This is a genomic window from Pseudoalteromonas sp. HL-AS1, assembly GCF_031198785.1.
Taxonomy (GTDB): Bacteria; Pseudomonadota; Gammaproteobacteria; order Enterobacterales; family Alteromonadaceae; genus Pseudoalteromonas; species Pseudoalteromonas distincta.
The window spans coordinates 192,237-218,657 of sequence record NZ_CP133569.1; the positions used below are offsets into that span (position 1 = coordinate 192,237).

Annotated in this window: 23 protein-coding genes, 2 pseudogenes and 1 other annotated feature; of the genes and pseudogenes, 7 read left to right on the top strand and 18 right to left on the bottom strand. The window is 39.9% G+C overall.

Features of this window, described 5'->3' with window-relative positions; translation table 11 throughout:
- Positions 1–14: 14 nt before the first annotated feature.
- Positions 15–719 carry a 2OG-Fe(II) oxygenase gene (locus RB214_RS00925; protein ID WP_165743502.1) on the bottom strand — a complete coding sequence of 235 codons (705 nt, stop codon included), beginning with the start codon at positions 717–719 and terminating at the stop codon, positions 15–17.
- A 33-nt stretch (positions 720–752) separates the two neighbouring features.
- On the opposite strand from RB214_RS00925, the gene RB214_RS00930 reads away from it, so the two are divergent.
- Positions 753–1,151: a thioesterase family protein gene (locus RB214_RS00930; protein WP_024593444.1), complete on the top strand. Its 399-nt coding sequence runs from the start codon at positions 753–755 to the stop codon at positions 1,149–1,151.
- A gap of 144 nt (positions 1,152–1,295) precedes the next feature.
- Positions 1,296–1,811, top strand: coding sequence for a sigma-70 family RNA polymerase sigma factor (locus tag RB214_RS00935; RefSeq protein WP_309167979.1), 516 nt, complete (start codon positions 1,296–1,298; stop codon positions 1,809–1,811).
- Between the two features lie 79 nt (positions 1,812–1,890).
- Here RB214_RS00935 and RB214_RS00940 read toward each other — a convergent pair whose 3' ends face one another.
- From RB214_RS00940 to RB214_RS00950, 3 genes are read right to left on the bottom strand one after another with little or no spacing between them, the layout of a single operon-like run.
- Positions 1,891–2,775 carry a metallophosphoesterase gene (locus RB214_RS00940; protein ID WP_309167980.1) on the bottom strand — a complete coding sequence of 295 codons (885 nt, stop codon included), beginning with the start codon at positions 2,773–2,775 and terminating at the stop codon, positions 1,891–1,893.
- 54 nt (positions 2,776–2,829) lie between these two features.
- Positions 2,830–5,019 (bottom strand): TonB-dependent receptor, encoded by a 2,190-nt coding sequence (locus RB214_RS00945; protein ID WP_309168933.1) that lies wholly within the window; start codon positions 5,017–5,019, stop codon positions 2,830–2,832.
- Positions 4,947–5,525 carry a TonB-dependent receptor plug domain-containing protein gene (locus tag RB214_RS00950; protein WP_309167982.1) on the bottom strand — a complete coding sequence of 193 codons (579 nt, stop codon included), beginning with the start codon at positions 5,523–5,525 and terminating at the stop codon, positions 4,947–4,949. The genes RB214_RS00945 and RB214_RS00950 overlap by 73 nt, the downstream gene beginning before the upstream one ends.
- Positions 5,526–5,955: 430 nt before the next feature.
- Here RB214_RS00950 and RB214_RS00955 point away from each other — a divergent pair, with 430 nt between their 5' ends.
- Both RB214_RS00955 and RB214_RS00960 read left to right on the top strand, forming a co-directional pair.
- Positions 5,956–6,900, top strand: coding sequence for an aldose epimerase family protein (locus tag RB214_RS00955; protein WP_309168934.1), 945 nt, complete (start codon positions 5,956–5,958; stop codon positions 6,898–6,900).
- 217 nt (positions 6,901–7,117) lie between these two features.
- Positions 7,118–8,593, top strand: a pseudogene (locus RB214_RS00960) (alpha-galactosidase).
- A gap of 196 nt (positions 8,594–8,789) precedes the next feature.
- On the opposite strand, the gene recG reads toward RB214_RS00960, so the two are convergent.
- Genes recG through asnC form a run of 3 tightly spaced genes read right to left on the bottom strand, consistent with a single transcriptional unit; the run spans position 8,790 to position 12,116 of the window.
- Positions 8,790–10,871, bottom strand: a complete 2,082-nt coding sequence (gene recG / locus RB214_RS00965; RefSeq protein WP_290174762.1) for an ATP-dependent DNA helicase RecG — start codon at positions 10,869–10,871, stop codon at positions 8,790–8,792.
- Positions 10,872–10,929: 58 nt separating this feature from the next.
- Complete coding sequence (trmH, locus tag RB214_RS00970) at positions 10,930–11,616, bottom strand: tRNA (guanosine(18)-2'-O)-methyltransferase TrmH (protein WP_007580009.1); 687 nt, start codon at positions 11,614–11,616, stop codon at positions 10,930–10,932.
- Positions 11,617–11,657: 41 nt separating this feature from the next.
- Positions 11,658–12,116 (bottom strand): transcriptional regulator AsnC, encoded by a 459-nt coding sequence (asnC, locus tag RB214_RS00975; RefSeq protein ID WP_002958822.1) that lies wholly within the window; start codon positions 12,114–12,116, stop codon positions 11,658–11,660.
- 197 nt (positions 12,117–12,313) lie between these two features.
- Here asnC and asnA point away from each other — a divergent pair, with 197 nt between their 5' ends.
- On the top strand, positions 12,314–13,309 hold the full coding sequence (gene asnA / locus RB214_RS00980; protein WP_024606510.1) for an aspartate--ammonia ligase: 996 nt from the start codon (positions 12,314–12,316) through the stop codon (positions 13,307–13,309).
- Between the two features lie 39 nt (positions 13,310–13,348).
- On the opposite strand, the gene RB214_RS00985 is transcribed toward asnA, so the two are convergent.
- The 5 genes from RB214_RS00985 to gmk all read right to left on the bottom strand — a co-directional run bounded on the left by RB214_RS00985 (position 13,349) and on the right by gmk (position 18,761).
- On the bottom strand, positions 13,349–14,956 hold the full coding sequence (locus RB214_RS00985) for a DUF342 domain-containing protein (protein ID WP_024606509.1): 1,608 nt from the start codon (positions 14,954–14,956) through the stop codon (positions 13,349–13,351).
- 151 nt (positions 14,957–15,107) lie between these two features.
- Positions 15,108–15,500, bottom strand: a complete 393-nt coding sequence (locus RB214_RS00990; protein WP_002958826.1) for a RidA family protein — start codon at positions 15,498–15,500, stop codon at positions 15,108–15,110.
- A 12-nt stretch (positions 15,501–15,512) separates the two neighbouring features.
- A complete protein-coding gene (gene spoT / locus RB214_RS00995; protein ID WP_309167987.1) occupies positions 15,513–17,618 on the bottom strand; it encodes a bifunctional GTP diphosphokinase/guanosine-3',5'-bis pyrophosphate 3'-pyrophosphohydrolase in 2,106 nt (701 codons plus the stop codon).
- Between the two features lie 122 nt (positions 17,619–17,740).
- Positions 17,741–18,016 carry a DNA-directed RNA polymerase subunit omega gene (gene rpoZ, locus RB214_RS01000; RefSeq protein WP_002958829.1) on the bottom strand — a complete coding sequence of 92 codons (276 nt, stop codon included), beginning with the start codon at positions 18,014–18,016 and terminating at the stop codon, positions 17,741–17,743.
- A gap of 124 nt (positions 18,017–18,140) precedes the next feature.
- Complete coding sequence (gene gmk, locus RB214_RS01005; RefSeq protein WP_024596677.1) at positions 18,141–18,761, bottom strand: guanylate kinase; 621 nt, start codon at positions 18,759–18,761, stop codon at positions 18,141–18,143.
- Positions 18,762–19,000: 239 nt separating this feature from the next.
- Here gmk and RB214_RS01010 point away from each other — a divergent pair, with 239 nt between their 5' ends.
- Complete coding sequence (locus tag RB214_RS01010) at positions 19,001–20,476, top strand: bifunctional ADP-dependent NAD(P)H-hydrate dehydratase/NAD(P)H-hydrate epimerase (RefSeq protein ID WP_024606508.1); 1,476 nt, start codon at positions 19,001–19,003, stop codon at positions 20,474–20,476.
- Positions 20,477–20,498: 22 nt separating this feature from the next.
- On the opposite strand, the gene RB214_RS01015 is transcribed toward RB214_RS01010, so the two are convergent.
- From RB214_RS01015 to RB214_RS01040, 6 genes and pseudogenes are all read right to left on the bottom strand, one after another.
- On the bottom strand, positions 20,499–20,930 hold the full coding sequence (locus tag RB214_RS01015) for a VOC family protein (protein ID WP_024606507.1): 432 nt from the start codon (positions 20,928–20,930) through the stop codon (positions 20,499–20,501).
- 200 nt (positions 20,931–21,130) lie between these two features.
- Positions 21,131–21,544, bottom strand: a complete 414-nt coding sequence (gene rnk / locus RB214_RS01020) for a nucleoside diphosphate kinase regulator (RefSeq protein ID WP_024606506.1) — start codon at positions 21,542–21,544, stop codon at positions 21,131–21,133.
- A gap of 344 nt (positions 21,545–21,888) precedes the next feature.
- Positions 21,889–22,389: pseudogene (locus RB214_RS01025) on the bottom strand (IS3 family transposase); the annotation flags it as partial.
- A 68-nt stretch (positions 22,390–22,457) separates the two neighbouring features.
- On the bottom strand, positions 22,458–23,981 hold the full coding sequence (gene ltrA / locus RB214_RS01030; RefSeq protein ID WP_008109360.1) for a group II intron reverse transcriptase/maturase: 1,524 nt from the start codon (positions 23,979–23,981) through the stop codon (positions 22,458–22,460).
- 639 nt (positions 23,982–24,620) lie between these two features.
- Positions 24,621–25,004: an IS3 family transposase gene (locus tag RB214_RS01035; protein ID WP_225740975.1), complete on the bottom strand. Its 384-nt coding sequence runs from the start codon at positions 25,002–25,004 to the stop codon at positions 24,621–24,623.
- Positions 24,990–25,106 (bottom strand) — a sequence feature (AL1L pseudoknot). (Overlaps the previous gene by 15 nt.)
- The gene (locus tag RB214_RS01040) at positions 25,064–25,384 is read right to left on the bottom strand and encodes a transposase (protein WP_024604194.1); all 321 of its coding nucleotides are present in this window, start codon (positions 25,382–25,384) and stop codon (positions 25,064–25,066) included. It overlaps the preceding feature by 43 nt.
- Positions 25,385–25,714: 330 nt before the next feature.
- On the opposite strand from RB214_RS01040, the gene RB214_RS01045 reads away from it, so the two are divergent.
- Positions 25,715–26,419: an HNH endonuclease gene (locus RB214_RS01045; protein WP_138578977.1), complete on the top strand. Its 705-nt coding sequence runs from the start codon at positions 25,715–25,717 to the stop codon at positions 26,417–26,419.
- Positions 26,420–26,421: the final 2 nt, after the last annotated feature.

The following is a 26,421-nucleotide window of genomic DNA, read 5'->3' on the forward strand; positions in this document are numbered from 1 at the left end:
CTGATTTTGGTGCGCTAACTCTTAGGCGCACCATATATTTGTTCTGCACGGTTAAACAATACCCACGAGGTTAAAATATACTTATCGTTTGATACTGGCTTATTGCCTCTATGAGTATGTGTAAAGTAGCCAGGTGCTATTACCATAGTGCCTTTTTTAGGGGCGATTTTACGGTTTTGATAATAAAACTCTGTTTCACCACCTTCTTCTACATCGTTTAAGTAAAACATAAATAACAACACGCGATGCAAAGCTTCATTGTGCTGTAGCTGCGGATAAACTTCACTGTGCCAGTAAGGGTAGCCACCTTTGTTTACTTCGTATTTTTGCGCTTGAATGTTACCGAGTCTAAAAATTTGCTGAACTAAAACGGGTAACTGCGGTTTACCCACTTCTTCAAAATTCTCTTGGGTTAAATCGACTACATCACCTGTTTTTGGATGATAAACCTTTAAGCCAAATGCCCCAATCATCATAAAAATATGCTCTTCAACATACTTAAAAACATGCTGTGCAGTCGTTTGTTGTATATGTTTTAATTGTTGTGCATATTCGGGGTGATTATTTAAGTGTAGGTCGTGGCTGTCTTTTTTCTTTAAGTCGACACCGCCCGATGTTACCCCTTGTCTTACATGCGGGCTTTGCGCGAATGTGGAAATAAATTCATCGCAAAACTCATCGCTTAATGCGTTATCAATAACGCGTATAAAGTCCGTCATGGTTTACCTTTATATAATTATTATTGGATTTTTATGTTTATTGAAAAAGTGATGCCGCGCTTTAGCGAAACAGATGCACTCGGACACATTAACAATACCGTACTCCCTGTATGGTTTGAAGTCGCGCGTGGACCTATTTTTAAGTTTTTTACACCGGACTTAAATCCACATGATTGGAAATTGATTATCGCCAAAGTTGAAGTGTCGTTTGTAGGCGAATTATTTTATGGCCACGAAGTGACAGTTAAAACCTCTGTAGAGCATATAGGGACTAGTTCTTTTACGCTTAGGCAAGAAGCATGGCAACACGATAAATGCTGCGCAATAGGCAAAGCTGTGATGGTGAGATACGACTTTATTGCTAAATCAAAGCAAGCGCTTAGCATTGACGAAAAAGCAGCGCTTAACGAGCACATTACTGCTGAGTCATAACTTAGCTAATAAATGACCTTTTAGTGACAAACGCTTGGTTTGTCATATTCTTAGCATAATTGAATGCTAGATTAATCCTCTTAAATATAACGACTAATACAGTTGTTTTTACTTTTTGAACTAAGAGGTTGTTAAAGCAATTTTATGATTGTCGAATCATTTTTTGAAAAATTATATACCGAGCACAATAGTGAACTAAACCGTAGAGTCCGTGATTTTTTTGGGGCAAGCCTTAGCGATCATGAAGATTTAGTGCAGGAGGCATTTAGTAATATGTTGTCGCACCAGCATATTGATAAAATAGAGTTTCCGAAAGCTTATCTGCTTCGTTCAGCTATTAACATTGGTTTAAATTATCGTTCTCGTTTTAAAAATCCCCAGTATTTGTCAGACGACACCCTCGATAATATTGATGAACTACTATGTACACAAGGTAGCCCTGAGGATCTATGTAGCATGAATTTACGAATTGAATATATTTCAGATGCGATGAATACGCTTACAGCTAAGCAGCGAGACCTTATAGTACGTAGTCGTATTCATGGTGAAACATATCAACAAATTAAAGTGGCAACAGGGTTTAGCCTAGGCGATAGAAGCCGCCAAATACAAAGTGCTATTGAGCAATTGCATAGTTATATAAGTGCTAGAAATGCGTAACTAAGTTCCATAGTCACGCTAATTCCTACCTTGTGCGCGTTATTATATAAAGTTATAGGTTATCTTAGTGTTATTACGGCTATTTAATGGGAAGAATCATTGAAGGCTGTCTCCCTTGACCATTAATTTTAAGTTGGGTTGGCGAAAATTCAAGAGTGCTAAATGCAGTTGTGTCGGTATCAAGCATTGCATGAAAAGTCACAAAGTGAATACCGTCTTTTTTTGCGTAATTACCTACATGGTTATGACCATTAAACCATGCTTTTACGGCTGAATACTGGCTAATAAGGGCTAGCACTTCTTGCGCGTTCCAAAGGTTATGGTTGTTCTCAGGAAAAATAGGGAAATGGCTCAGTAGCACAACAGGTTGCTCTTTTACTTGCGCTACTTTTAGTTTTTCTTCTAACCACTTAAGTTGTTTTGTACCAATTGCGCCATTCCAATCTTCATGCCCTTTATATTGAGAGTTAAACAAGGCCATATTTTGTTGATGTTTTTTACTATTTTTAGGCCATGCGTAAGTGCTCACATCGTTGCCATCTAAAGCAATAAAAAGCCAGCCGTTTACTTCAAAGTTGTAGTACCGCGCGGGCATATTTAATGTGTTAGTTATGTGCATTTTAAACTTATCATCTACCGAAAACTCATGATTTCCTAATACATGATAAAGGGGAGCGTTAAGCGATGACGATATTGTATTTAACGGAGTAAAACTTTTAAATTCACGGTCGATAAAGTCGCCTAAATGTAATACACCCGATAAAGGCAGTTGATTAAATTGCTCAACGGCAGTGCTGAACTTTTGAGGGCAAGATGTATAGTGTCGAGTACCTTTATTGGCTTGTTCTGCATATTGGCAATCGGCAATAACACCTAAAGTAAATGAGTCATTTGCAGCAATTGATGGGCAGCAAACTAAAAGCAATAATAAATTAATGAAGAATGAAACAGTGTATTTTTGCATAACTTTTTTCCTTAAAGTAACTGGCTGCAAAAGCAGCCAGTTTAGAAGTGAGAGCTAAAATTTATACGACATACCTAACGCAAAGTTACGACCACTTTGTGAGTAAGATTGAGTTCTGTGATCAAGGAATTGGCGAATTACTTCATCCGTTAAATTTGTTGCTTCAAAGGTTATTTTTACTTGCTCTGTAATATTCATGAACGATTTAAAATCAACAAACGTTGTTTCATCGTATCCTGCAACAATGTTTTGCTCTGAGCCTTCCCCTGTAATATATTCATCACGATAAGAGCTCGATACCCGCATGCCCCAACGCGGCGTTTCGTAATAAAGGGTAAAATTGTGAGACAATTCAGATAAGCCAGGAGGAGTAACGCTGATGCGCTCACCTTCGTTAAATAAAATAGTTTCGCCATCAGCAATGGTTACATTACCGAGCATTCCTAAGTAATTGAATGGCTCTGGTAAAAAATCAAAGTCCATTTGAAACGCAATTTCTAAACCAGTGACATCTGTAGAATCACCATTTATAGGTTGTGAAACGGTAAACTCAGATTGCGCATTTACGCGCGGGTCAAAATCTAAAAACTCTAGAGGGTAACCCGTTTGCTCATAAGGTAGGGTCACTGATTGCTGGACAATAAATGACTCCATATCTTTATGGAATAATGCAATAGCCAAGCTTGACGAATCACCATAAAACTCAAATGATGTTTCGAATGAATCAGCGACAAAACGCTCTAAATTAGGGTTACCAGCACTGATAAATTGATCTGCAACACCCACTTGCCCAGCCGCTTTTAATTGATTTAAATTAGGTCGAGAAATATTGCGATTTGCACCAAAGCGTACTAACCAATTATCAGAAATATCAGCAACAACATTTAAGCTTGGTAGTAAATCGGAATAGGTTTTACTAAATTCTATTTGCTCAAAACCTGATCCAGTATTAACTTCCCCGCTCGATGTTTGTTCAGTTTCGTACCAACGTAAGCCTAAATTACCTCTAATTGGGAAGTTGCTTATTTCGGTGTTCCATACATACTGTGCATAAACCCCAATAGTATCTTCTTCAATTTGATATACAGTACCAGGGCGATTATGAGAGGCGTTTAACTCGCGAGAAATTAAACCTGTCGCAACAACACGCTCAAAAGTAGCTTGGTTATCTGCAATAACATAGTCATGCAAAGTTGGAATACTAGTTATTTGAAAAACAGCTTCAGGTGAATTTGGGTCATTTTCCCAATCGACACGGTCTCTGCGTTCAAAGCCATCTGATTGATAGTTTTTAGACTGAAGACCAAACTTAAATGAATGCACATCATTGAGTTCGTAATTAAAATCAACTTGATACGTGTTATATTCATTGCTTATTTCATCTTCGCGGACATCAGTCCGCATTAATGCCCACTGGTCGATGTCGGTAATATCGAAGTCGTAAGTATTTTGACCATATTTAGCATTGCGCCAATCAACAGAAAACGCATGATCGACAGATTCACTAAAAACTTTATCGTTTATAGGTTGCTCAAAAGTAGATTTTGATAAACCAAACATGGTTGTCATGTATAGTTTATCGGTTAGTTCAAAATTACCACTGAGTGATATTTGGTGAAAATCAGTTTCGCCAAAACTTACTTTTGACTCGGTACGTAAATCAAGACCTTCAAATGAGGCGTATACTAAATCGTCACCTTCAATAGCTGCATCAACGAGTAACTGATTTGCTGTCACATCGCCAGTAAATGCGTTTGTGCCCGCTGTTGATAATTGATTTTCAATGCGATCGTTAGATAGTTTTCCGTATAAAATATCTAAATCAAAAGACATTGCATCAGAAGGTTGCCACTGAAGTGCAGCGGTAATACCGGTACGTTTACGTGTATTAGCCCAAGATGCAATATTATTAGCGCGAGATACAAACACTCGGTCATTGCCCGTGGCGTTAACTAAACGGTTTTTGATATCGCCATCAACTGAATCTGCAACATTATCATCACCAAAGCTCGCTTGTTTCCAAGACCACACATGATAGCCTTCTTCAATTGTATCTACTTCAGAATAAGCAACCGATACGAGCGCACCAAAATTCCCCCAAGTATTTGATAACAAACCAGCAAAGCGAGGGTCTGAATGCTCTGTTCTATCATTATAAATACCTTTTACACTTACAGTACCTTGTAGTCCTTCTTCAGAATTATCAAAAGGTTTTGCAGTATGTAAATCAACAGTACCGGCAATACCCCTTCATCTAATGACGCATCATACGATTTGTACACATCTACGCGATTAAATAGTTCTGAGGCAAAAATACTGAAATCAAAATCTCGAGAGCGAGATGCACCACCACGTTGGTCAATACCTGAATCGCTTGTAAAAAGTGCTTCCATGCCATTTAAGCGTGTGCGTGTAAAATTAGGACCCAAGCCACGTAGCGATATTTGACGACCCTCACCTGAGTCACGCGAAATAGATACACCTGGTACACGCTGTAATGACTCAGCTAAGTTGGCATCAGGGAATTCGCCAATGTCTTCAGCTAATATGCTGTCTTGCGAGCCAATGGCATTTTTTTTGAGTTCCTTACTACGGGCTAGGTTAGAACGGTAGCCTGTTACCGTGATCGCTTCCATTTCCTGCTGAACTTTATCACTTTGAGCTGCATGTATAGGGCTGCTTGCTAATATGAATGTGCCAGATACAGCGCTAACTAATATGCTCAGTTTATTAAGTTTAAATGGGATCATAATTCCTTTCTTCTCTCAGTTAATGTTTATAAATACTAAAAACAAAGTGCACGCGCAGCGATTAAGCTGGATTAAATGGTGCAGACATCAACTAAACAAAGTAAGACTGAAAATTTTCCAAATAAAAGAGTGTTTTAATAAAACTTTAACATATGCCGATTGGTTGGGTGTTCTTAAATATTTAATTATATTGATCTTTTTGTTTATTTTTACGTGTTAGTTAATTAGGTGTGATTTTTAGAGGATTAAAAAATAAGTATTTAATTTACTCGCCTTGTGTAAATAAATAATGGCAGCTGTAAATTTTTGTCGTGATTTTTTAACGCATTTAGATTGAGTTACAGGCCTCAATTATATGTTATTTATATTATATATTGTTGCGCCGTTATAACAGGAAATGTTAATTCGGTAATTTGATTGGAGAATGCGTGTGACATCTATTGGCAATAACCAACCTTTACAAGTTATTCAGCTCAGTGATGGTGAAAATTTAACAGCTGAAATTTTGCCATTTGGCGCAATAATAAAAAGTATTAAATTTAAAAAACAAGAAATGACCCTTAGCGTCGATGACCCTCAATACTATCTTGAAAATCCATTTTACTTAGGTGCTACAGTAGGTCGATACGCTAATCGCATTGCAAAGGGGCGTTTTAGCTTATCTGGTACGCAGTATCAACTAGAGGCGAATAACGGTCCTAATAGCCTGCACGGCGGCGTTAAAGGCTTTAATAAAGTACTTTGGCAAGTAAGTAAACAAACTGAAAGTGAAGTTGAGCTTTATTATTGCTCGCCCGACGGCGAACAAGGTTTTCCTGGGGAGTTGCAGGTTTGGCAAACGATTAGCGCTAAAAACGGCGAGCTTACTCTGCACTTTAAAGCGATAACGAATAAAGAAACGCTCGTTAACTTTACTAACCATTGCTACTTTAATCTTGATGGCAGTGAATCAATTAATGAGCATCTTGTTCAAATTAATACCGATCGTTACCTTCCTATCAATACAACAAGTATTCCACTTAATGAACCCGCTTTAGTTTGCGGTACCTGCTTTGACTTTACTAAGCCAGCTCAAGTTGGTAAGGCATTAAGCGCCGTTCATCCTCAACTAGAAGCTGGAAATGGCTTTGATCACTGCTATATTTTTAATGATGACAGCAGTTTAAAGACGATGGCTACATTAACTTCGCCACACACGAAGGTTAATTTAACCCTTAAGAGCACTCAACCTGGTATGCAGTTATACACCGCTAACTTTGTAGGTGCGCCTTTTAAAGCACGGCAAGCTTTGTGTTTTGAAGCGCAAAATTGGCCAGATGCGCCAAATCGTGAAAATTTTCCAAAAGCTAATTTATTGCCGGGAGAGGATTACTAACAGGTTATTATTTACTCTTTTTCTAAGTGAATACAGTATTCTAATGTTAATTTAAAGAAAATTAAAAGCAAAAATATAGTGATTAAATGCTATCCATAATTCAGGAAAAGGTTGCACTTTTTGCTGGTTTAAAGTATTTATAATATAAATAGTATTTGAAACTATATGCACTACCACAACGGCACAACGACTACACACAATCAGGAGTTTTTAAAAAATGATAATTAACAATAAGTTATCGTTCAACAAGAAAACCGCGCTCAGTATTGCTATCACTGGTATATTGGCAAGCGGAAGCGTTGCAGCTCAAGGCGCTGAAGGCAATACGCCTACAGTAGTAAATGAAGATGTTGAAGTTATCGCAGTAACGGGTATCCGCAGCAGCTTACGTTCATCAATGTTAGATAAAAAAGCATCTAATGTTGTTACAGACGGGATTAAAGCAGAAGATCTTGGTAAATTTCCTGATTTAAACGTAGCAGAGTCTCTGTAACGTATTACAGGTGTAGCAATTGACCGTAGTGGTGGTGAAGGCCAAGCGGTAACTATTCGTGGTTTTGGTCCACAATTTAATACTGTACTTGTTAATGGTCGTCAAATTGCGACAGACAGTGCAGGTCGTGAATTCAATTTTGATGTATTAGCGGCAGATCAAATCACCGGTGCTGATATTTATAAAAGTAATACAGCAACGCTTCAAGAAGGCGGCATTGGTGGTACGGTTAACGTAACTACAGCACGTCCTTTTGATTTTGGCGGTTTACATGTTTTAGGATCTGAAAACAACGAACAGTTAAGCTTTAGAAATCAGCTAGTACTTGATCTAACGCGCTCTGAGGTTGTTGAGTACCTATACAAAGCCATCGACGATATTTTAGTTGAATACCCAACTATTAAGTACATTAAATGGGACATGAACCGCGATATTAACCATGCGGGTAATTTTGATGGTAAGCCAGCAGTGCACCAGCAAACATTAGCACTCTATCGTTTAATTGACCGTATTAAAGCGGCGCACCCAGGGCTTGAAATAGAAAGCTGTTCGTCAGGTGGTGCACGTGTAGATTACGGCGTACTTGCACACACAGACCGTGTATGGACGTCAGATTCAAACGATGCGCTTGACCGCCTTGAAATACAGCGTGGATGTTCGTTCTTTTTCCCATCGTCGGTTATGGGTGCACACGTAGGCCCACGCGATTGTCATATCACAGGGCGTAATGTAAGTATTGAAATGCGTGCTGCGGTATCAATGTTTGGCCACATGGGCATTGAAATGGACCCACGTGAACTGAACGATCACGAATACAATGCACTTAAAGCGGCAATAGCACTTCATAAAGAGCATCGTGAGTTTATTCATAGCGCCGATTTATACCGCTTAGATAGCGACGATTTATCAATTAACTTTGGTTTAATCGATGAGCAAAAAACAAAAGCGTTATTTGCGTATAACAGCGTTCGTGAAACACCGCGTACAGCGCCTAATAAATTACGTTTTGTTGGCCTAGATGGCGATGCGCAGTACACACTTAATTTAGTGTGGCCGGTAAAATTTGAAGAGTATCGCCCATCTTCTATTGCTGCGGTAAATGGTCAAACATTTACAGGTGAAGCGCTAATGCAGTTTGGTTTACAAATGCCAATATCATTCCCGCAAACATCGCTTATATTTGAGCTTAACAAAGCTTAAATTTAACTAAGAGCAGTAAAAGGCGCTAATCGCTTTTATGCTGCTTAGCTTAGATATCAGTAGTCAGCTCTATATTGTTTAGAGCTGACTTTTTTATATCCTTTGTAAATGCTAACAAATAAATTTAGCATCCCTAACTTAGTAAGCTAATTTAGTAAATTAACTTAGTAAACTCAAAGTATCGAAAATAGAGTGGTTACGCTTGCGCGTAATTTTGCTTATTACCCAACCAACGTTGAATTAGTGGGTCAACAGCTTCAGGGTGTTGCTTAAGCATTTGCTGTGCAATCGGCCTAACTTGATTAAGTATGTGCTTATCACGGGTAAGATCTGCAATTTTAAACTCGGCTAACCCTGTTTGTTTTGTACCAAGTACTTCACCAGGGCCACGAATTTCTAAATCGCGCTCAGCTATCACAAAACCATCGTTACTATCGCGTAGTACTCCTAATCGCTTTTGAGCGGTGTGAGACAACGGTGCGTGGTATAAAAGCACGCAATGCGATGCCGTAGCGCCACGGCCAACTCGCCCACGTAATTGATGTAATTGTGCTAAGCCTAAGCGCTCGGGGTTTTCTATAATGATTAAGCTCGCATTGGGGACATCTACACCAACTTCAATAACCGTAGTGGCAACTAAAACATGTATATTACCTGCTTTAAACTCACTCATAATGGCTTGTTTTTCAGCTGATTTCATTCGGCCATGTACTAAGCCTACGTTTAGCTCTGGTAGCGCTTCTTTTAACTGCAGTGCGCTGTCCTCCGCTGCCTGGCACTGCAGTACTTCAGATTCATCAATAAGTGTACACACCCAATAAACTTGGCGGCCTTGCTCGTTACACGCTAATTTAACGCGAGCAATAATATCGTCTCTGCGAGTATCAGGAAGTGCCACTGTTGTGATTGGCGTACGCCCTGGTGGCAGCTCGTCAATCACAGAAGTTTCTAAGTCGGCGTAGGCGGTCATAGCGAGTGTACGTGGGATAGGTGTTGCGGTCATAACTAGTTGATGGGGGTAGCAATCACCAAACTTACCCTTTTCGCGTAGTGATAAACGCTGGTGGACACCAAAGCGGTGTTGTTCGTCAATAACGATGAGCACTAAGTTATTAAACTTAACTTCATCTTGGAATAAAGCGTGAGTACCTACAATCATTTGCGCCTCACCAGAGGCAATTTTTTCAAGTGTTGCTACGCGCTCTTTGCCCTTTGTTTTACCGCCAAGCCACGCAACTGTTATGCCTAGTTGATTAAACCACGTTGTAAAATTAACACCATGTTGCTCTGATAAAATTTCAGTAGGAGCCATTAAAGCGACTTGAAAGCCCTGAGCAATGGCTGTTAGTGCACTAAGTGCTGCTACTAGGGTTTTACCTGAGCCTACATCGCCTTGTACTAAACGCATCATGGGATACGCGTGTTGCATGTCACCTTTAATTTCAGCAACTACGCGGCTTTGCGCATTTGTGGGTGCAAAAGGAAGTTGCTCTAAAAATTGGCTTTCTAATGTGTTTACCGGATTTAATGCCACGGCTTTAACTTGTTGCCCTTGCTCTCGCACTTTTAATAAGCTGAGGTTTTGAGCAAGTAACTCCTCGAATACAAGGCGCTGTTGAGCAGGGTGAGTACCTTGCTCTAATGCAGTTACATCAACATCATTTGGTGGGCGGTGCAGTAATAATAAGGCGTCACTTAGTGGCATATTTGATGGCTGCCACTGTGAAGGCAGTAGTTCTTCTACTGAGTATTTATTTAGTAAATCAATAGCCTGTTCGCTTAAAGCTCTAATCGATAGTTGCTTTAAACCTTCGGTAGTTGAATAAACGGGCGTTAATGTTGTCGCTACCGGCTGCTCGTTAGAGGTATCGCTGATGCTGTATTCAGGATGACTCATTTCAAAGCCAACACGGCCACGGCGCACTTCACCAAAGCAACGTATTATTTTACCAGCGCTAAATGCGTTTTTTTGTGCAGCGGTAAAATTAAAAAATCGTAGTGTTAGCCTGCCAGTACCATCATTGATTTGGCAAACAAGCATGCGCCTTTTACCAAACGTAATTTGGCTTGTTTCAATTGTTGCTTCAACACTCACGTGGCTATGTAGTGACAACTCATTAATCGCGTATAAGCGAGTGCGATCTTCATAGCGAAGTGGCAAATGAAAAAGCATATCTTGCACAGTTAAAATACCTAGCTTTAACAAACGCTCAGCCATTTTTGGGCCGACCCCTTTGAGCTCTGTAATTGGGTATTGATTTAAGCTAGGTTTAGACAAATTATATCAATCTTATTATTTGTGAATAAGTTAAGTGTACTTACAGAGCTTTAGTCCATCAAGTATGTTTTAAAGCTTGCCAAAATTGCTCGTCAGCGACTATTTCGCCGTTTTCATCAAGTGCGGGGTAGGGTAATTTTTTTTGTTTACACTGCCTTGCGATAATAGGGTGGCAGCCTTCAAAGTAAAGTGGATGTTTAACTTCGGCGCTCAACATATCTCTATTATATAAACCAGCCAGCTCGCGTTGGCGCTGTGCTTCAAACAATATTAGCGCAGCAGCGACTGAAACATTTAGTGATTGCACCATGCCTTGCATTGGAATAATAATATTTTGATCGGCATATTCTAGGGCTTTTTCTGAGATCCCCGTTTTTTCTTGTCCAACAATAATAGCCGTTGGCTTGGTGTAATCTACTTCTCTAAAATCAACGGCATCTTCTGATAAGTGAGTCGCTAATATTTGTATTTCTGGATTGCGTTCACGCATTGCAGTAACAGCATCATCAATATTTCTATGTAAGTGCGTCTCTAGCCAGTTTTTACTGCCACCTGAGGTATTATTTGTTAGCCATTTTTGCTTTTCAGGCCATACAGCATGTACGTGATGACAACCAACCGCATCAGCACTTCGTACTATTGCAGATAAGTTATGGTGTTTGTGCACGTCTTCTAAGCACACGGTTAAGTCTGTTTGACGGCGCGAAAGTACGTCTTCGATTCTTTGGTAGCGAGTTTGCTGCATGGTTATCCTCTTTTTTCGGCAATTATACGAGATTTTTGCAGTTAAGGCATTACCGTACGGCTAATTGGATTTTGTAGAGAAATCAGTGTTTCTGTTGATTGAATGGCTTCTATTGCTTGTATCTTATTAATCAGCACATCTTGTAAGTGATCAATGGACTTTGTCATTACCTTTATAAATATACTGTAGTTACCTGTTGTGTAATAAGCCTCTACCACTTCCTCCAATGCTTCTAGCTTTATAAGTGTTTGTGGGTAATCACGTGCGTTATTTAAATTAATACCTATAAAGCAACACACATCGTAGCCTAGCTGTTTAGTATTAATCGTTAATTGGGTGCCTGTAATGATCCCTGCTTGCTTCATTTTTTCAATTCTTACGTGAATCGTCCCTGCGCTTACATTAAATCTTTTTGCTAATTCGGCGTACGCAGTACGGGCATTTGCCATTAATGCATGAAGTATCTGTTTATCGAGATTATCGATTAAATAATTTTCCATTATATTTTTCTTATAAAATTATCGAATATATGATTTTTATACCACTTAATTGATGGTTTTAATATCTTAAAGCTATTTTTATTGTGGGATATTGAATTAATTAATCAAATCGTTACATTAACCTCATTAAAGGCGCTCATTAGGGCGCTTTTTATCAATTAAGCAAGTAACAATAACTGGGAATGAGGCCAATTATTATGAGTTCACACTATGTGCAGCAACAGCAGCAAATAAGTAAAGTTAAGCAATTTTTTTCACAGCAACTAGAAACCCAACTTGGGCTGGTTGAGGTTCAAGCCCCTATTTTGGCTAAAGTAGGTGACGGCACGCAAGATAACTTAAGCGGCCATGAAAACGCAGTTGCTGTAAATGTAAAAGCGATTACAGATAGTCGCTACGAAGTGGTGCATTCATTAGCTAAGTGGAAACGTAAAACACTCGCAACTTATGGCTTTGGTGTTGGTGAGGGTATTTACACTCAAATGAAAGCTTTGCGCCCAGATGAAGATTCATTAAGTCCTATTCATTCTGTATATGTTGATCAATGGGATTGGGAAAAAGTAATTAACGAAACCACAGAGCGTTCGCTGGCAACACTAAAGCAAACTGTTCAATCTATTTATAAAGGGATAAAAGAGACGGAAGCTTTTGTAAGTGAGTCTTATGGTTTGACGCCTTTTTTACCGGACGACATTAAGTTTGTGCACAGTGAAGAGCTACGTAAAATGTACCCTGACTTTAGCGCTAAACAACGCGAAAAAGCCATTGCACAAGAATATGGTGCTGTATTTTTAATTGGTATTGGTGGCGCGCTTGGTGATGGCAAAATCCATGATGTAAGAGCCCCAGATTACGATGATTGGTCTACGCCGACATGCGAGCAATACACGGGTTTAAATGGTGATATTTTAGTATGGAATCCAGTACTTGAAGACGCTTTTGAAATTTCATCAATGGGTATACGCGTAAGTCCTGAAGTTTTAAAAGCGCAGTTAAGGGTTACTGGAGATGAAGACCGCTTAGAGTTTGATTGGCATAAAGCGCTACTACAAAGTAAATTTCCGCAAACAATTGGCGGTGGAATAGGGCAGTCGCGCTTGGCTATGCTCTTGCTACAAAAGCAGCATATTGGTCAAGTACAAGTGGGTGTATGGCCGCAGCAAACACATGCTGAGGTAAGCGGTTTACTTTAAATGTGAATAAATTTGAGTGCTCAATAGAGCACTCAGTTATTAGCTTGTTTTGAACTCTATTTCAATTTTGTTATTCAAAAGCTTAACGTTGCACGGAGGGTAATTGCGGATTGTTTTAAGTACTTTATCAAAAATATGAATCTCTACACCTGAATGCAAAACAGAATTTACCGCTAAATTAGCGTCGTTAAGTAAATCGTGTAAGTCGTGATCTAAGTTTGAAAGACGTTTTTCTAATTGCTCTGCCTGCTCACAATAATGCTTTTGAGTAGCACCAATTTTAGTAATTAATAGTTTTTTCTTTTCGGCATCTTTCACTAAATCAGTTTTTTCTAGTGCTGCTTGCAACGTGTCTAGCTGTGCATCTGTTTTAGCTAAGTCTTTAAAGCAATTATCAGTATCTGCTGTTATTTCGGCGCCAGAAGCAGCTAGGTTAATAATCACTTTAGCACCTGATTCATTCCCTATTTCGCCAGCAATGAGGGTCGTTGCATCAAGTATTTCGCCACCAAATATTTTACCCTTAGGTAAGTCGGATTGACCAACTTGCAGTAAGCGTTTAGCTTTCATTACACAGTGGCTTGTTTGGCGATCAATAAAAATATTATTTGCTTCTAGGTAGCAATACTGTGAATGGGATACGTGAATATCACCTCGTGCAATAAGCTTACAAGACAGTGATTGTTCGTCGGCTTTTTGATGGCCAATAATGCCTTGTTTAACGGTGATGTTTCCGCCTGCGGTAAGCTCTCCTGATTCAACAGTGCCAAATATAGTAATATCGCCTTTGGCTGTTACTTTCATTCCAGGGTCTATATTGCGGGTAACAATAACACTGCCTTGAAAGTCTATGTGGCCGCTTTTTACGTTTACATCTGAAATGGTAAAAATATCGTCGACACGCATACCATTATTAATTTCAACCGGAACACCTGCAATAGTAGAGACTAGTTCAAGCGGATTCAGCTTTGATATTTCGGTGCCTTCGCCTGCCACTAATTGTTTATTTTCTCCGGGTTTTGCGGGCAGTATGTCACCTATTACGGTGAAGCCTTCTTTACCAGGGGTTGCTGGTTGTTGGCGAATAAGCACAGAGCCTGGCTCTACGCTTGCAAGCTTGCCAAAGTCGCGCATATCCACGCTGCCATCTTCTTTGAGCTTGGGGGTTTTTAAACGGTCTTTTAAAGTCTCTACGGTTGTTATTAGTTTAGTGGCCAAACCATCACTTGGGAGTCTGCCTTTAGCTAATACTCCCTTAACGACAGAACCCGCTGTATGCTCAAACTGTTTTTGCAGTAGCAACTCTAAAAATGCTTGCTTATAGCCACGCACAATTCCTGCTTTAACGAGTTGTTTTTTTGCATCTTCTAAACTTAATAATTTTCCGCCTTGGGCAAGGGTTAGCTCGCCAATGGCCAACATTTTATCGTCGCTAATTGTTACATTTAAAGTGGCATTGTGTTTTGTTGCTACAACCAGAGTGTGTTGTGTGTTTTCGTTTTTAAAAAAATCATTAATAGCGTCATGATCTATTTTGCAGTCGTAAAAAGCTGACTTTTCGAGAGCCTCTAAAATAAATGCAGCGCTGGGAGGAATATGTTCTTTTACATCAAGTAAAACATTTCCATTGTTGGCAAGCTTAAACACGAGTTAATCCTTTTTTACTACTTAAGTTAAGTTTGTTTTTTAAAACACAACTACAGATTGCTAGAAATTTACATTTGAGTCAAGAGGTCACAGAGAACGAAGTGCTAAGAGGGAAAGAAAGGCTATAGAGAGGCTCTATAGCCTGTAATACTTAATTGGTAGAAGGAAGTTCCATTATTCCATCTATTTCAACTTGTGCACCTTTTGGAAGTGCACGAACACCTAATGCAGCTCTCGCTGGGTAAGGTTGCTTAAAGTATTGGCTCATCACTTCATTTACAGTAGCAAAGTTAGATAAATCAGTTAGATAAATATTTATTTTCACTAAATCTTGAATTTGCCCGCCTGCCTCTTCACATACCGCAGTGATATTTTTAAATACCTGATGCGTTTGCTCACTAAAGTCTTCTGAAATCATTTCCATCGTTTCTGGCACTAATGGAATTTGACCAGATAAATAAACAGCAGTGCCTACTTTAACTGCTTGGCTGTAAGTGCCAATGGCAGCAGGTGCTTTGTCGGTAGAGATAAATGCTTTATTCATGTGTTTCCTATTTTACTTTTTACGATAGACTTTTTGTACATCAGGCATAACGCGAATGCGGCGCATGATGTTAGCAACGTGGATACGGTTTTTAACGGTAACCCCTAAATCTATCACGTATAAATTACTTTCTTTTTCATCGGTGGTAATTTCTACAATATTGGCTTGGGTTGTAGTAACAACATTGGTTAATTTAGCCAGAGCCCCCTGATGATTAATAATTTCAACTCTCAGAGCTGCAATATATTCTTTCTCTGGGTTGTCGTCCCATTTTACAACTAAGTATTTAGAGCGCTCATTTTCCCAGCCACGGATGTTTTTACATTCTTGGCGGTGAACGGTCAGGCCCTTACCTTGGCTTACATGAGCTGTAATAGCGTCGCCAGGTACAGGTCGGCAACACTTAGAGTAATTAACTAGCATGCCCTCAGTACCAATAATGGTCGCTTTGGCTTGGCTGGTAATATCAGTTAAGTCGTCACTGTCATTTTGTAATAGGCGTTTGGCAATTAACATGCTCATTAGGTTACCAGAGCCAATTTCTACAAGTAATTCAAGGAGCGTTGTTAGTTCGTGCTCCTCAAGTACTCTCGCTATATTTTCATCAGCAATGCTATCTAGTTTGTTTTCACCTAACGCTGAATCAAGTAAGCGGCGCCCTAAAAGCATAGCTTCTTCATGATGCTGGCTTCTAAGGTAATTACGAACGCCCAAACGCGCTTTACCAGTAACAATAAAGTTTAGCCATGTTGCATTAGGGTGGGCACCTGAGCTTGTTATTATCTCTATAGTTTGCCCTGTATCTAAGGGCCTACTTAAAGGGTGCGGCTTGCGATTAACGCGCGCGCCTACACAGGTGTTGCCTACATCTGTATGCACGGCATAGGCAAAATCGACTGCGGTAGCACCCATCGGTAGCTCAACAATACGCCCATCTGGTGTAAATACGTAAATTTCTTCTGGGAATAGCTCAGTTTTTACATTTTCAATAAATTCAAATGATGAACCCGCACTTTGCTGAAGCTCTAATAAGCTCTGCATCCACTGGCGAGCACGTTGCTGCGAAGTATTACCTGCACCATCACCTGCTTTTTTATACATCCAATGCGCCGCTACACCTTTGTCGGCCATATGATCCATATCGTGAGTACGAATTTGAATTTCAACAGGTATACCGTGTGGACCAACTAATGAAGTATGAAGCGATTGGTAACCGTTTGTTTTTGGTACTGCAATATAATCTTTAAAGCGTGTTTCAATAGGTTTATAAAGACTATGAGCTACACCTAATACACGATAACACGTATCCATAGAGTCAACTGCAATTCTAAACGCGTAAATATCCATAACTTCGTTAAATAGCAGTTCTTTATTAAGCATTTTTTTATAAATACTATATAAATGTTTTTCACGGCCAGACACAGTTGCTTTAATGCCTGATTCTTCAAGACGTGCTTCTATTTCATGCTGGATATTAGTAATAACTTCTTTGCGATTACCGCGTGCTTTAGCAACTTCCGATTTAAGTGCGCGATGACGCATAGGATATAACGCTTGAAAACCTAAGTCTTCAAGCTCATTTTTAATATCGTGAATACCTAAACGGTTTGCAATTGGTGCGTAAATTTCTAGTGTTTCACGTGCTATTCTGCGGCGCTTATCTGGGCGCAATGCGCCTAAAGTACGCATATTGTGTGTTCTATCAGCAAGCTTGATTAAAATGACTCGAATATCCTGAGTCATTGCCATAATCATTTTGCGGTAGTTCTCAGCTTGGAATTCTTTTTTATTTTTAAAGCTAAGCTTATCGAGCTTACTCACACCTTCAACTAGCTCTGCAACAGTTTCGCCAAATATCTCGGCTAAATCTTGCTGACTAAAATCAGTATCTTCAATTACATCATGCATTAGCGCGGCCATGAGCGTTTCATGGTCAAGATGCATGCCTGCAAGAATTTGGGTTACTTCTACTGGGTGCGTTATGTAAGGTTCGCCACTCGAGCGAGTTTGTCCTTCATGGGCCTCTCGGGCTACCACGTAAGATTTTTGAACCAGCTCTACATCAGCAGCGGGCAAGTATTCTGAGATTTTCTTTTTAAGACCTTCAAAAAGATACATTCACACTCCAATGTTCTAGTGAAGCAAATTAGGTAAGTTACGAATATACGATGAAAAGAGAGGATTGCCAACGGCTATAGTAGAAATACTGCGCCGTTGGCTAAATCAGACCGGGAGGTCGATTATTGGTTGCCACCAACAATAGCAGCAACAGCAGCTAATTCAGCTGCTTCTTGGTGTTGTTGTTCTTCACGGTCAATTAAGTCCATTGAAGAGCTATCAACTAAACCTAGTTCAATTTCACGTAAAGCAACTACCGTTGGCTTATCGTTTTCAGGGTCTACTAGTGGAGTTTTACCACCAACAGCAATTTGGCGGGCACGACGAGCCGCAACTAAAATTAAGTCAAAACGATTACCAACTGCATCTACTGCATCTTCAACTGTTACGCGGGCCATCACAGCACTCCAAAAATAATTTAAATCAAAGACGTAGTTTACTGCAAGCAGCCACTTTCGCCAATAGCCAGTGTTCAATTTTTATCAGTTTTACTTGTCTAAGCCTGATTTAAATAGACTTAAATTATTTAAGCAGGCTATTTAGTAAAACTTGATGGCGTTCTTCTTGCGCTTTTAGGGTTAAGCGCTGAGCCATTACAATCATTTCTATGTCGCCAAGCGCGCTCTCAAAGTCATCATTAACAATTACATAGTCGTATTCGTTATAATGTGATGTTTCAGATTGTGCTTTTGCCATACGAGAGGCAATAACCTCAGCCGAATCTTGGCCACGATTATTTAAGCGTTGCTCTAACTCTTCTTTTGAAGGAGGTAGTATAAAAATAGTTTTTACGCTTGGCATTATTTCGCGCACTTGTTGCGCGCCTTGCCAATCAATATCTAAAAACACATCAATACCCGCATCAAGTTGCGACTCAATAGCCTGCTTTGATGTGCCGTAGTAATTGTCAAACACTTGGGCCCATTCAAAAAAGTCATCTTTGGCAATAAGCGCTTTAAACTCATCTGTAGATGCAAAGTGATAATGCACACCATTTTCTTCGCCTGGGCGAGGGGCGCGAGTTGTATGTGATACAGATACTTTCATATCAGCGTGTTTTTTTAATAACGCATTGATTAAGCTTGATTTACCAGCACCTGAAGGGGCTGATAAAATAAATAAGTTACCGCGAGTTTGTGCCATGCTTTTCTCTACCTAAAAATAAACAGGCTTGGATTACAAGTAAACCAAGCCTTTAATTAACTGCATTGTACTTTAATTAGCTCACCTTGCTCAAGTTAGACGTGCTCAAGTGAGCCATGCCCAAATTGAAGTGGGAGTGTTAGACTTTAAATAAAATTGCAATTTAAAATTGCCAACAGAACTAGCCGCTAGATATAAGTATTTGATAAGGTGAAGTATCACCTATTAAAGGAGCCTTTATGCTTAATAAAACCTTATTTACCGCACAACAAGTAAGAGATAATGAAGCTTTAGCGGCTAAAAATAGTCATTGCGATTTATTTACCCTAATGCAGCGAGCAGGCGAGGCTGTATATAAGCAATGGCAGTTATTTGATGTACAGCATACATTAGTCATTGTTGGCCATGGTAACAACGCTGGAGACGGTTACGTTGTAGCTAGGCTTATTATGCAAGCAGGTAAAAAGGTAACAGTATGCGCTGCTGAACCTGATAAAGCATTAAACGGTGATGCTGCAAAAGCGCAGCAGCTATGGATAGAAGCGGGTGGGGTGGTTTCTCATTTTACAAAAGATGCTCTTAATGAGTGCGATATCGTTATTGATGCGCTCCTTGGTACTGGGCTTAATAGCGCCGTGCGCGATAATTTTGCGAATATAATTAACGCTGTAAATAACAGTGGTAAGCCCGTAATAAGCATTGATATTCCATCAGGCATTGAAGCAAATACAGGACAGCCTTTAGGGTGCGCAGTACAAGCTACTTCAACCGTTACTTTTGTAGGTATAAAGCAAGGGCTCACAACGACGGCAGGTAAACAACATAGCGGTAAGTTAGTTTTTGATGATTTAGCAATTGGTGATGCGTTTACTTGTATAGCTCAGTCATCAGGAACCTTGATAAATATTAATAGCTTTAAAGGAATAGCCACGCGGGCAATCAATAGTCACAAAGGCAGCCATGGCAAGCTTTTATGTGTTGGTGGTAATCAAGGTACTGCAGGTGCAATTAGGTTAAGTAGTGAAGCAGCTCTTAGAACGGGTGCTGGCATGGTAAGGGTGTATACACACGAAAGCTCAATAACACCTATTAGTATTGGCAGACCAGAGCTTATGGTAAGCAGTAATAACCTACATCAAGCGCTAGAGTGGGCAAGCTGTGTTGTTATTGGCCCAGGGCTTGGGCAAGACGAGTGGGCACAACAAACATTCGATGAAGTAATGCAATATTGCCAAAACAATAAAATGCCATTGGTTATAGATGCAGACGCCCTTAATTTACTCGCTAAGCAAGCCTCATCGTATATGTTAGAGCAATGCGTACTTACGCCACATCCAGGCGAAGCTTCGCGACTGCTAAGTGTTAGTACCAGCGACATAGAATCAGACCGCTTTAATTATGCCCGCCTTTGCGCCAAGCGCTATAACGCGACTTGTGTATTAAAAGGCGCTGGAACATTAATAGATAATGCCCAGCACACGTGGGTATGTGAAGATGGCAACCCAGCACTGGCAGTTGGCGGCAGTGGCGACGTACTCACTGGTATTATTGGGGCATTACTTGCTCAAGGTTTAACTATTGATGAAGCAGCACGTTATGGTGTAACACTGCACGCTAAAGCTGGTGATACCGCAAGTGAGCAAGATGGGCAAAGAGGAATGCTACCCAGTGATTTATTCGCAATTGTAAGAGAGTTAGTTAATAAAGTGACGTGAGTTTAAGCGTCACTTTACATAACTAATTATTAAGCTGCAGTAAATCCCATTTTGTACCATATAGGTCTTCAAAAACCACTACGGTGCCATAGGGTTCTACTCTAGGCTCTTCGTTAAATGTAACACCTTTAGAAAGCATTAAATTATAATCTCGCCAGAAATCATTAGTATGCAAAAATAAAAACACGCGACCACCCGTTTGATTACCAATAGCGCTAATTTGTTTGGGCGTTGTGGCTTTAGCAAGCAGTAGATTAGTCCTGCTCGAATTAGCTCTGTTTGAACAAGCCCCGTTTGAATTTGGAGGTGAAATTAATACCCAGCGTTTACCATCTCCTAAATCAGTATCCTCGACTAACTCAAAGTTGAGCTTTTGAGTATAAAACTCAATGGCATCGTCGTAGTCCTTAACAACTAATGCAATGCCGCTTATATGCTGTTGAACGTTAGTCATGTTTGGTTTACTCCGTACTATTAAATAAATGTACTTTTTATCATATTTAGTAAACGATCAAGTAGGGTATATGCTCGCAGTATGTAGCTTATTTATAGGTATAAATTAAACAGTAACAATCTGGTTTATAATAAAAAGCAAAACCCAGCCGAGGCTGGGTTTACTTTAAGTCGAGTTTTAGCGTTAAATGCATAAAATGTTTATCTGTGTAATTCGCCAGTACGTTCTGGTTGATAGGTTACTTCTTTTATTTTTACCTTTATTAAGCCGCCACTCGGTTTAGGCCACTCAATTTCATCGCCTTGGTTTAGCCCAAGTAATGCGCTACCAACGGGGGATAATATCGATATTTTATCGCCGCTAGAGTCACTGTTTTTTGGGTACACTAAGGTTAACGTAAATTCTTCTTTAGAAGACTCAACAATAAAGTTTACAGTTGAGTTCATTGTTACAACTGACGATGGCATATCTTTAGGTTCGACTATTGCCGCTCGTGCCAGTTCAGCTTCCAATTCTTCTTTATTAGCAAAGCTACCTGCAGGCAATGATTCCATTAAGTCATACAATCTATCTGCATCGAGTGATGAGATGATTAGTTCAGGTTTTTTATTCATCTTAATATCCTTAATAATTTTTAATAAATAAAATTAACTCTGAGTATGGCTTGGCATGCATTTAAGAAGCAAAGGGATACGCGAAGTCATTTTATTAATTAGCCACACCTGTGGCTTTTACTTTATTTGTGCCCAATAGCTAAAAACCCAGCCGAAGCTGGGTTTTTATTTGAGCTAGGTGTTTAGGGGATGATCACATCATGCCGCCCATTAGCTTGTTTTTAAAGGGGTGAAAGCTTAATTTCTAAAATATACCCCAACTTATACCCCACTTTTTGTATGGGTGCATTGTTGTAAGTTCATACTGAATCGCCCCGAGTTCATCGGAGACCAGTTTGTTTAAGTCAGGCCACTTTACCTGACTCGTTTAAATTATCATAGTAGTCTGTTTCATATTGAGCTGGTGAAATATACCCAATTGAAGATAATAAGCGTTGATTATTAAACCAATTGACCCACTCTAACGTTGCGTATTCAACAGCATCAACATTCTTCCACGGGCCATTTCTGCGAATAATCTCTGTTTTAAATAATCCATTTATTGTTTCAGCCAATGCATTGTCATAAGAGTCACCCACACTGCCTACAGACGCTTGAATTCCAGCTTCAGCAAGTCGCTCAGTGTATCGTATAGACAAATATTGGCTGCCTCTGTCGCTGTGGTGAATTAACCCTTCGGGGTTGCCACGATGCCAAATAGCTTGCTCTAACGCATCAAGAATAAGCTCTGTGTGCATTGTCGTTGATACACGCCAACCTACAATGTATCGTGAAAAAACATCTATCACGAAAGCGACATAAACAAACCCACTCCATGTGGCAAGTAGAGTAAGAGGCAGAACGTAGTCGAACTATTTTTCTGCCTCTCCTCTCCGAACCGTACGTGCACCTTTCAGCGCATACAGCTCTCCGCTTAATTGTGGCTTACAGCCATTACAACATCGCTGTAGCGAGATGTGACAGTATTTCTCATTTCATCTCTAAGATAAGGGTTTGATTCAGGTAATCGCCAACGGAAGGGCAACTTAGGACTGCTCACCAGTCGATATAGTGAAGCGCTACATAAATTACCTCGATTGCTTTTACCAAATAATACCCAAGTCTTGGCCTGATTTGGCGTCGGTCGTTTTATCCACTTCATCATTAATGACTTAACGGAGCAACGATATTTCCGCGCTAGCCATTTTGCTAATTTCCAGAAAACTATACGATCAATTTTACTGTAAACTTTAGCGGTATAATCAGTATGACGATAAAATTGCGCCCAGCCTTTAAGCTTGCGGCTGAGTTGTTCAACTTTGTCTATCTTGCTACAACTGTGATCACTGGATAAAGCTTGGCTCAAGGAATGAGAAAATGCTTTAGCCTTACCATGTGGAATACCAGACACCACACGCATATTCCCTTTAGGACCACGTTTCCTTATGATCCTATGACCAAGGAAGATAAATCCATCATTCACATGCGTAATATGGGTTTTCTCCATGTTAAGTGTGAGTTTAAGTTTACCTTCAAGAAAATTTCGACACTGATCACGAATGGCTTCTGCTTGTTGTTTGTTACCTTTGACAATCACAAGAAAGTCATCGGCATAACGACAATAAGCAACCCCAGGTTTCCATTGTCTATTTTCCTCTAGTGCAATGGTACGCTTATCTTGGATTGTACGATTCCAGTACCAGCGATCTTTACGTGCTTTCTTGCTCAAGTAGCATTTATCCAAATACTGATCAAATTCGTTGAGCATGATATTTGACAATAATGGAGAAATGACACCACCTTGTGGTACGCCTTCGCTTGTTGCACAGAATAGATTACGTTCAATATGTCCTGCTTTGATGAACCGCCAGAGCAATTCATTAAATCGTCGACAATTGATACGCTTACGCACACATGTCATCAGTAATTGATGGTGGACTGTATCAAAATAACTTGATAAATCCCCTTCAATTACCCAGCGCCCACGTGGTTCACTTGAGCCTGTCATTTGTAACTTAACAGTTCTAATGGCGTGATGGACACTGCGTTCAGGTCTAAAACCATAGGATAGTGAATGAAAATCATTTTCCCATATCGGCTCCATTGCCATGAGCATGGCACGTTGCACTATTCTGTCTCTTAAGGTGGGTATGCCTAAAGGGCGTTGCTTTCCATTCGCTTTAGGAATATAAATTCGTCTGGCAGGCATTGGTTGATAATTACCCGAGAGTAAATCATTTCTGATCCCATCTAAGTAATCAGTCAGCTTATCCTGTAAGTGAATTTTAGTTATTCCATCAACGCCAGGTGTTTTGGCACCTTTTGAAGAAAGCGTTACTTCAGCCGCTTGGCAAAGCCATTGTGGGTGACTGATAAGGCGCAGTAATCGATTAACGCGACGCGCTTTATCTGTTGCTGTCCATGTTGCTAATTTACGTTGCAGTTCGCTGATTATCACAGGTCTTCACCTCATTAAGGTCAGGTAATTTGCTTGCGCAAATCAATTAAACTGCGCCCCTTCGCCATGTAATGGGCTTTCCCCATCTCAGACTACTACGAACGCTCCGCCAGCTTGTTTGTCATCGGGGTCGTGCTCCCTTAGCATTCAAACAAACCTTCCCCGGTTTACCTATCTGAACTCGAACATATTGGGGTGGATGCCGATCGCAGTCTTTAACCTTATCGTGCTGTAAGGTGATAATACTTAAACGCTGAATTGTGATTTAGCGTTTATCCATTGATAAATACCTACGTGTGATTTATCAAGTCGGCAATAATACTCATACATTTAGTATTATTGCAGCATCATATTGCCTGTTAATTCGTGTAGGCAATGGCGACGTTTCAGCCCATAGATGCGGGTTAATCGGTTCATGTACTTCATCCGTCCAATACTTAGTCTAGAAGAGCATCTTGGCGTAACGAATTCGCCTCACTCCCCGTTGTCAGCGAGTTCCATCACCTTATCAGCATACGATAAGTCACTGCCGCTCAGACTCAACTATCTGCACAACCAGATAGTGCCATAAACAATTTGGCTCCTACCGTATTGCTCATGTATTTCAGATAGACTCGTGGTTCATTAAAGCATTCCTTGCTAGTGCTGAACTCCGGGCACACCATAGGTGATGTCAGCTACCCAAAGTTGATTTGGCTGCTCAGCAGTAAATTGACGATTAACTAAATCAAGTGGCTTATCTTGTTGCTCGTCAGGTATCGTTGTCTTATGTGCTTTACCCCGACGAACACCTTGAATTCCCATAACTCGCATCAATCGTTCGACTGTACAGCGGGCGACTTGATGGTCGTCAAGCTGTAGCTGCTTCCATATTTTTCTTGCACCATAAACTGACATATTATCCTCCCACACTTCGCGAATGAGTATTATCAGCTCAGCATCACGCTTTTTGCGGTTAGACAGTCGCTCAGGCTCTCTTTGTATCTGTTTATGAGAATAATACGTTGATGGTGCAATCGGCAATTCCTTGCAAATTGACTCGACACCGTAATGCTCTCTGCAAGCATCAATAAAATCCACTATTACTTCTGTTTGCGGTCGAGCTCCGCTTGGGCGAAAAAAGCGGCAGCTTGCCTCAGGATATCATTCGTTCGCTTGAGCTCTTTATTCTCGCGCTCTAAGATGGCAAGGCGTTCTTCAGTTGATGGCGTATTAGAAGAGGGTTTAGACGGTTGAGCTTGAGATTTCTTGACCCATGCTCTAAGTGTTTCTGGGGTACATCCCAGTTTATCTGAAATCGATACTAGCGCAGCCCAAAGAGAAGGGTATTCATGCTGTTGTGTGGTAACAAGCCTAATTGCACGTTCACGAAATTCTGATGTATAGCGATTTGATTTTTTCATAGTTCCAGTTTCTCAAGTTATTGAGTCTCTGGCAAACACGGGGCGATTCATACCTATGAAATCAGTTTTTCTGAGAGAAGTAAAGAATGATATTCCCCATTATTATAATTAGCTCTTAGCGTTCTAAATATCAAAAATGCGTATTCTTAATAAAGTATTGACTGCATTATTTAAAGGTACTAATTAATTTCGTGTGTTATATATGTACTGACCTCATAATATGAAGCTGTGTACTTAAGCAGTGAGCGATTATTTAAGAGTATCAATTTAATGGCCAGTTTAAGCCGCAGTTAGGGTAGCCACTATAATCTAAAAAGGAAATATTACATTATGAGTTATAAAGATTTTAATAGTTATGAAGCTATTATACATGCGATACAGGAATACAGGTCACTAGGGCGTGAAGAGTATCTTATGAAGTATAGAGGTAAAGCTACAGCATCCAACAGCTTTACCTACTTTGTTTGCTACGAAGGTCTATTGTATGAATGTAAGCCTATTTTTCTAGGTGCATACTTTCATCAATTTGGTAAACATTTAGAAAATACGAGTACTAGCGGTGTTAAAGGATCCATAAAACCTATATTGGAAAGTTTGGGCTTTTCTGTTTACTCTGGCGTTGATAGCGAAGTACCTGAAGACATTGCTGAATTAATTGCAGAACAGCCAAAGAGAGCTCCAATATTCGTTAACCGAATCATTAGGAACTCACAGATCGCAGAAGATATAAAAGAACTATATGGTCACAAATGTCAGATATGTGACGAAGTATTAGAAACACCAAAGGGGTTTTATGCTGAAGGGGCACATATAAAGCCATTAGGCTCTCCTCATCATGGTCCAGATACTAAAGAAAATCTATTGTGCCTTTGTCCAAATCACCATGCGCTTTTTGATAAAAAAGCTATTGTTATTCATGATGATTATACAGTGGAGTTTATAACATGCCCCCAAGGCAAAGAAATAAAATTGACAGTTCAAGCTGAACATAAAATTGATCAAGCTTTAGTCAAATATCATAGAGAAGAAGTTTAATA

Excerpts from the sequence above, each read along its gene's own strand:
- RB214_RS00950 (WP_309167982.1), bottom strand. The coding sequence starts at position 5,525 with ATGATCCCATTTAAACTTAATAAACTGAGCATATTAGTTAGCGCTGTA.
- trmH (WP_007580009.1), bottom strand. The coding sequence starts at position 11,616 with ATGCAGCAAACTCGCTACCAAAGAATCGAAGACGTACTTTCGCGCCGT.
- asnA (WP_024606510.1), top strand. The coding sequence starts at position 12,314 with ATGAGTTCACACTATGTGCAGCAACAGCAGCAAATAAGTAAAGTTAAG.
- asnC (WP_002958822.1), bottom strand. The coding sequence starts at position 12,116 with ATGGAAAATTATTTAATCGATAATCTCGATAAACAGATACTTCATGCA.
- RB214_RS01045 (WP_138578977.1), top strand. The coding sequence starts at position 25,715 with ATGAGTTATAAAGATTTTAATAGTTATGAAGCTATTATACATGCGATA.
- RB214_RS01010 (WP_024606508.1), top strand. The coding sequence starts at position 19,001 with ATGCTTAATAAAACCTTATTTACCGCACAACAAGTAAGAGATAATGAA.
- rpoZ (WP_002958829.1), bottom strand. The coding sequence starts at position 18,016 with ATGGCCCGCGTAACAGTTGAAGATGCAGTAGATGCAGTTGGTAATCGT.
- RB214_RS00940 (WP_309167980.1), bottom strand. The coding sequence starts at position 2,775 with ATGCAAAAATACACTGTTTCATTCTTCATTAATTTATTATTGCTTTTA.
- spoT (WP_309167987.1), bottom strand. The coding sequence starts at position 17,618 with ATGTATCTTTTTGAAGGTCTTAAAAAGAAAATCTCAGAATACTTGCCC.
- RB214_RS01015 (WP_024606507.1), bottom strand. The coding sequence starts at position 20,930 with ATGACTAACGTTCAACAGCATATAAGCGGCATTGCATTAGTTGTTAAG.
- RB214_RS01040 (WP_024604194.1), bottom strand. The coding sequence starts at position 25,384 with ATGAAAAAATCAAATCGCTATACATCAGAATTTCGTGAACGTGCAATT.
- rnk (WP_024606506.1), bottom strand. The coding sequence starts at position 21,544 with ATGAATAAAAAACCTGAACTAATCATCTCATCACTCGATGCAGATAGA.
- RB214_RS00935 (WP_309167979.1), top strand. The coding sequence starts at position 1,296 with ATGATTGTCGAATCATTTTTTGAAAAATTATATACCGAGCACAATAGT.
- RB214_RS00990 (WP_002958826.1), bottom strand. The coding sequence starts at position 15,500 with ATGAATAAAGCATTTATCTCTACCGACAAAGCACCTGCTGCCATTGGC.
- gmk (WP_024596677.1), bottom strand. The coding sequence starts at position 18,761 with ATGGCACAAACTCGCGGTAACTTATTTATTTTATCAGCCCCTTCAGGT.
- RB214_RS00925 (WP_165743502.1), bottom strand. The coding sequence starts at position 719 with ATGACGGACTTTATACGCGTTATTGATAACGCATTAAGCGATGAGTTT.
- RB214_RS00930 (WP_024593444.1), top strand. The coding sequence starts at position 753 with ATGTTTATTGAAAAAGTGATGCCGCGCTTTAGCGAAACAGATGCACTC.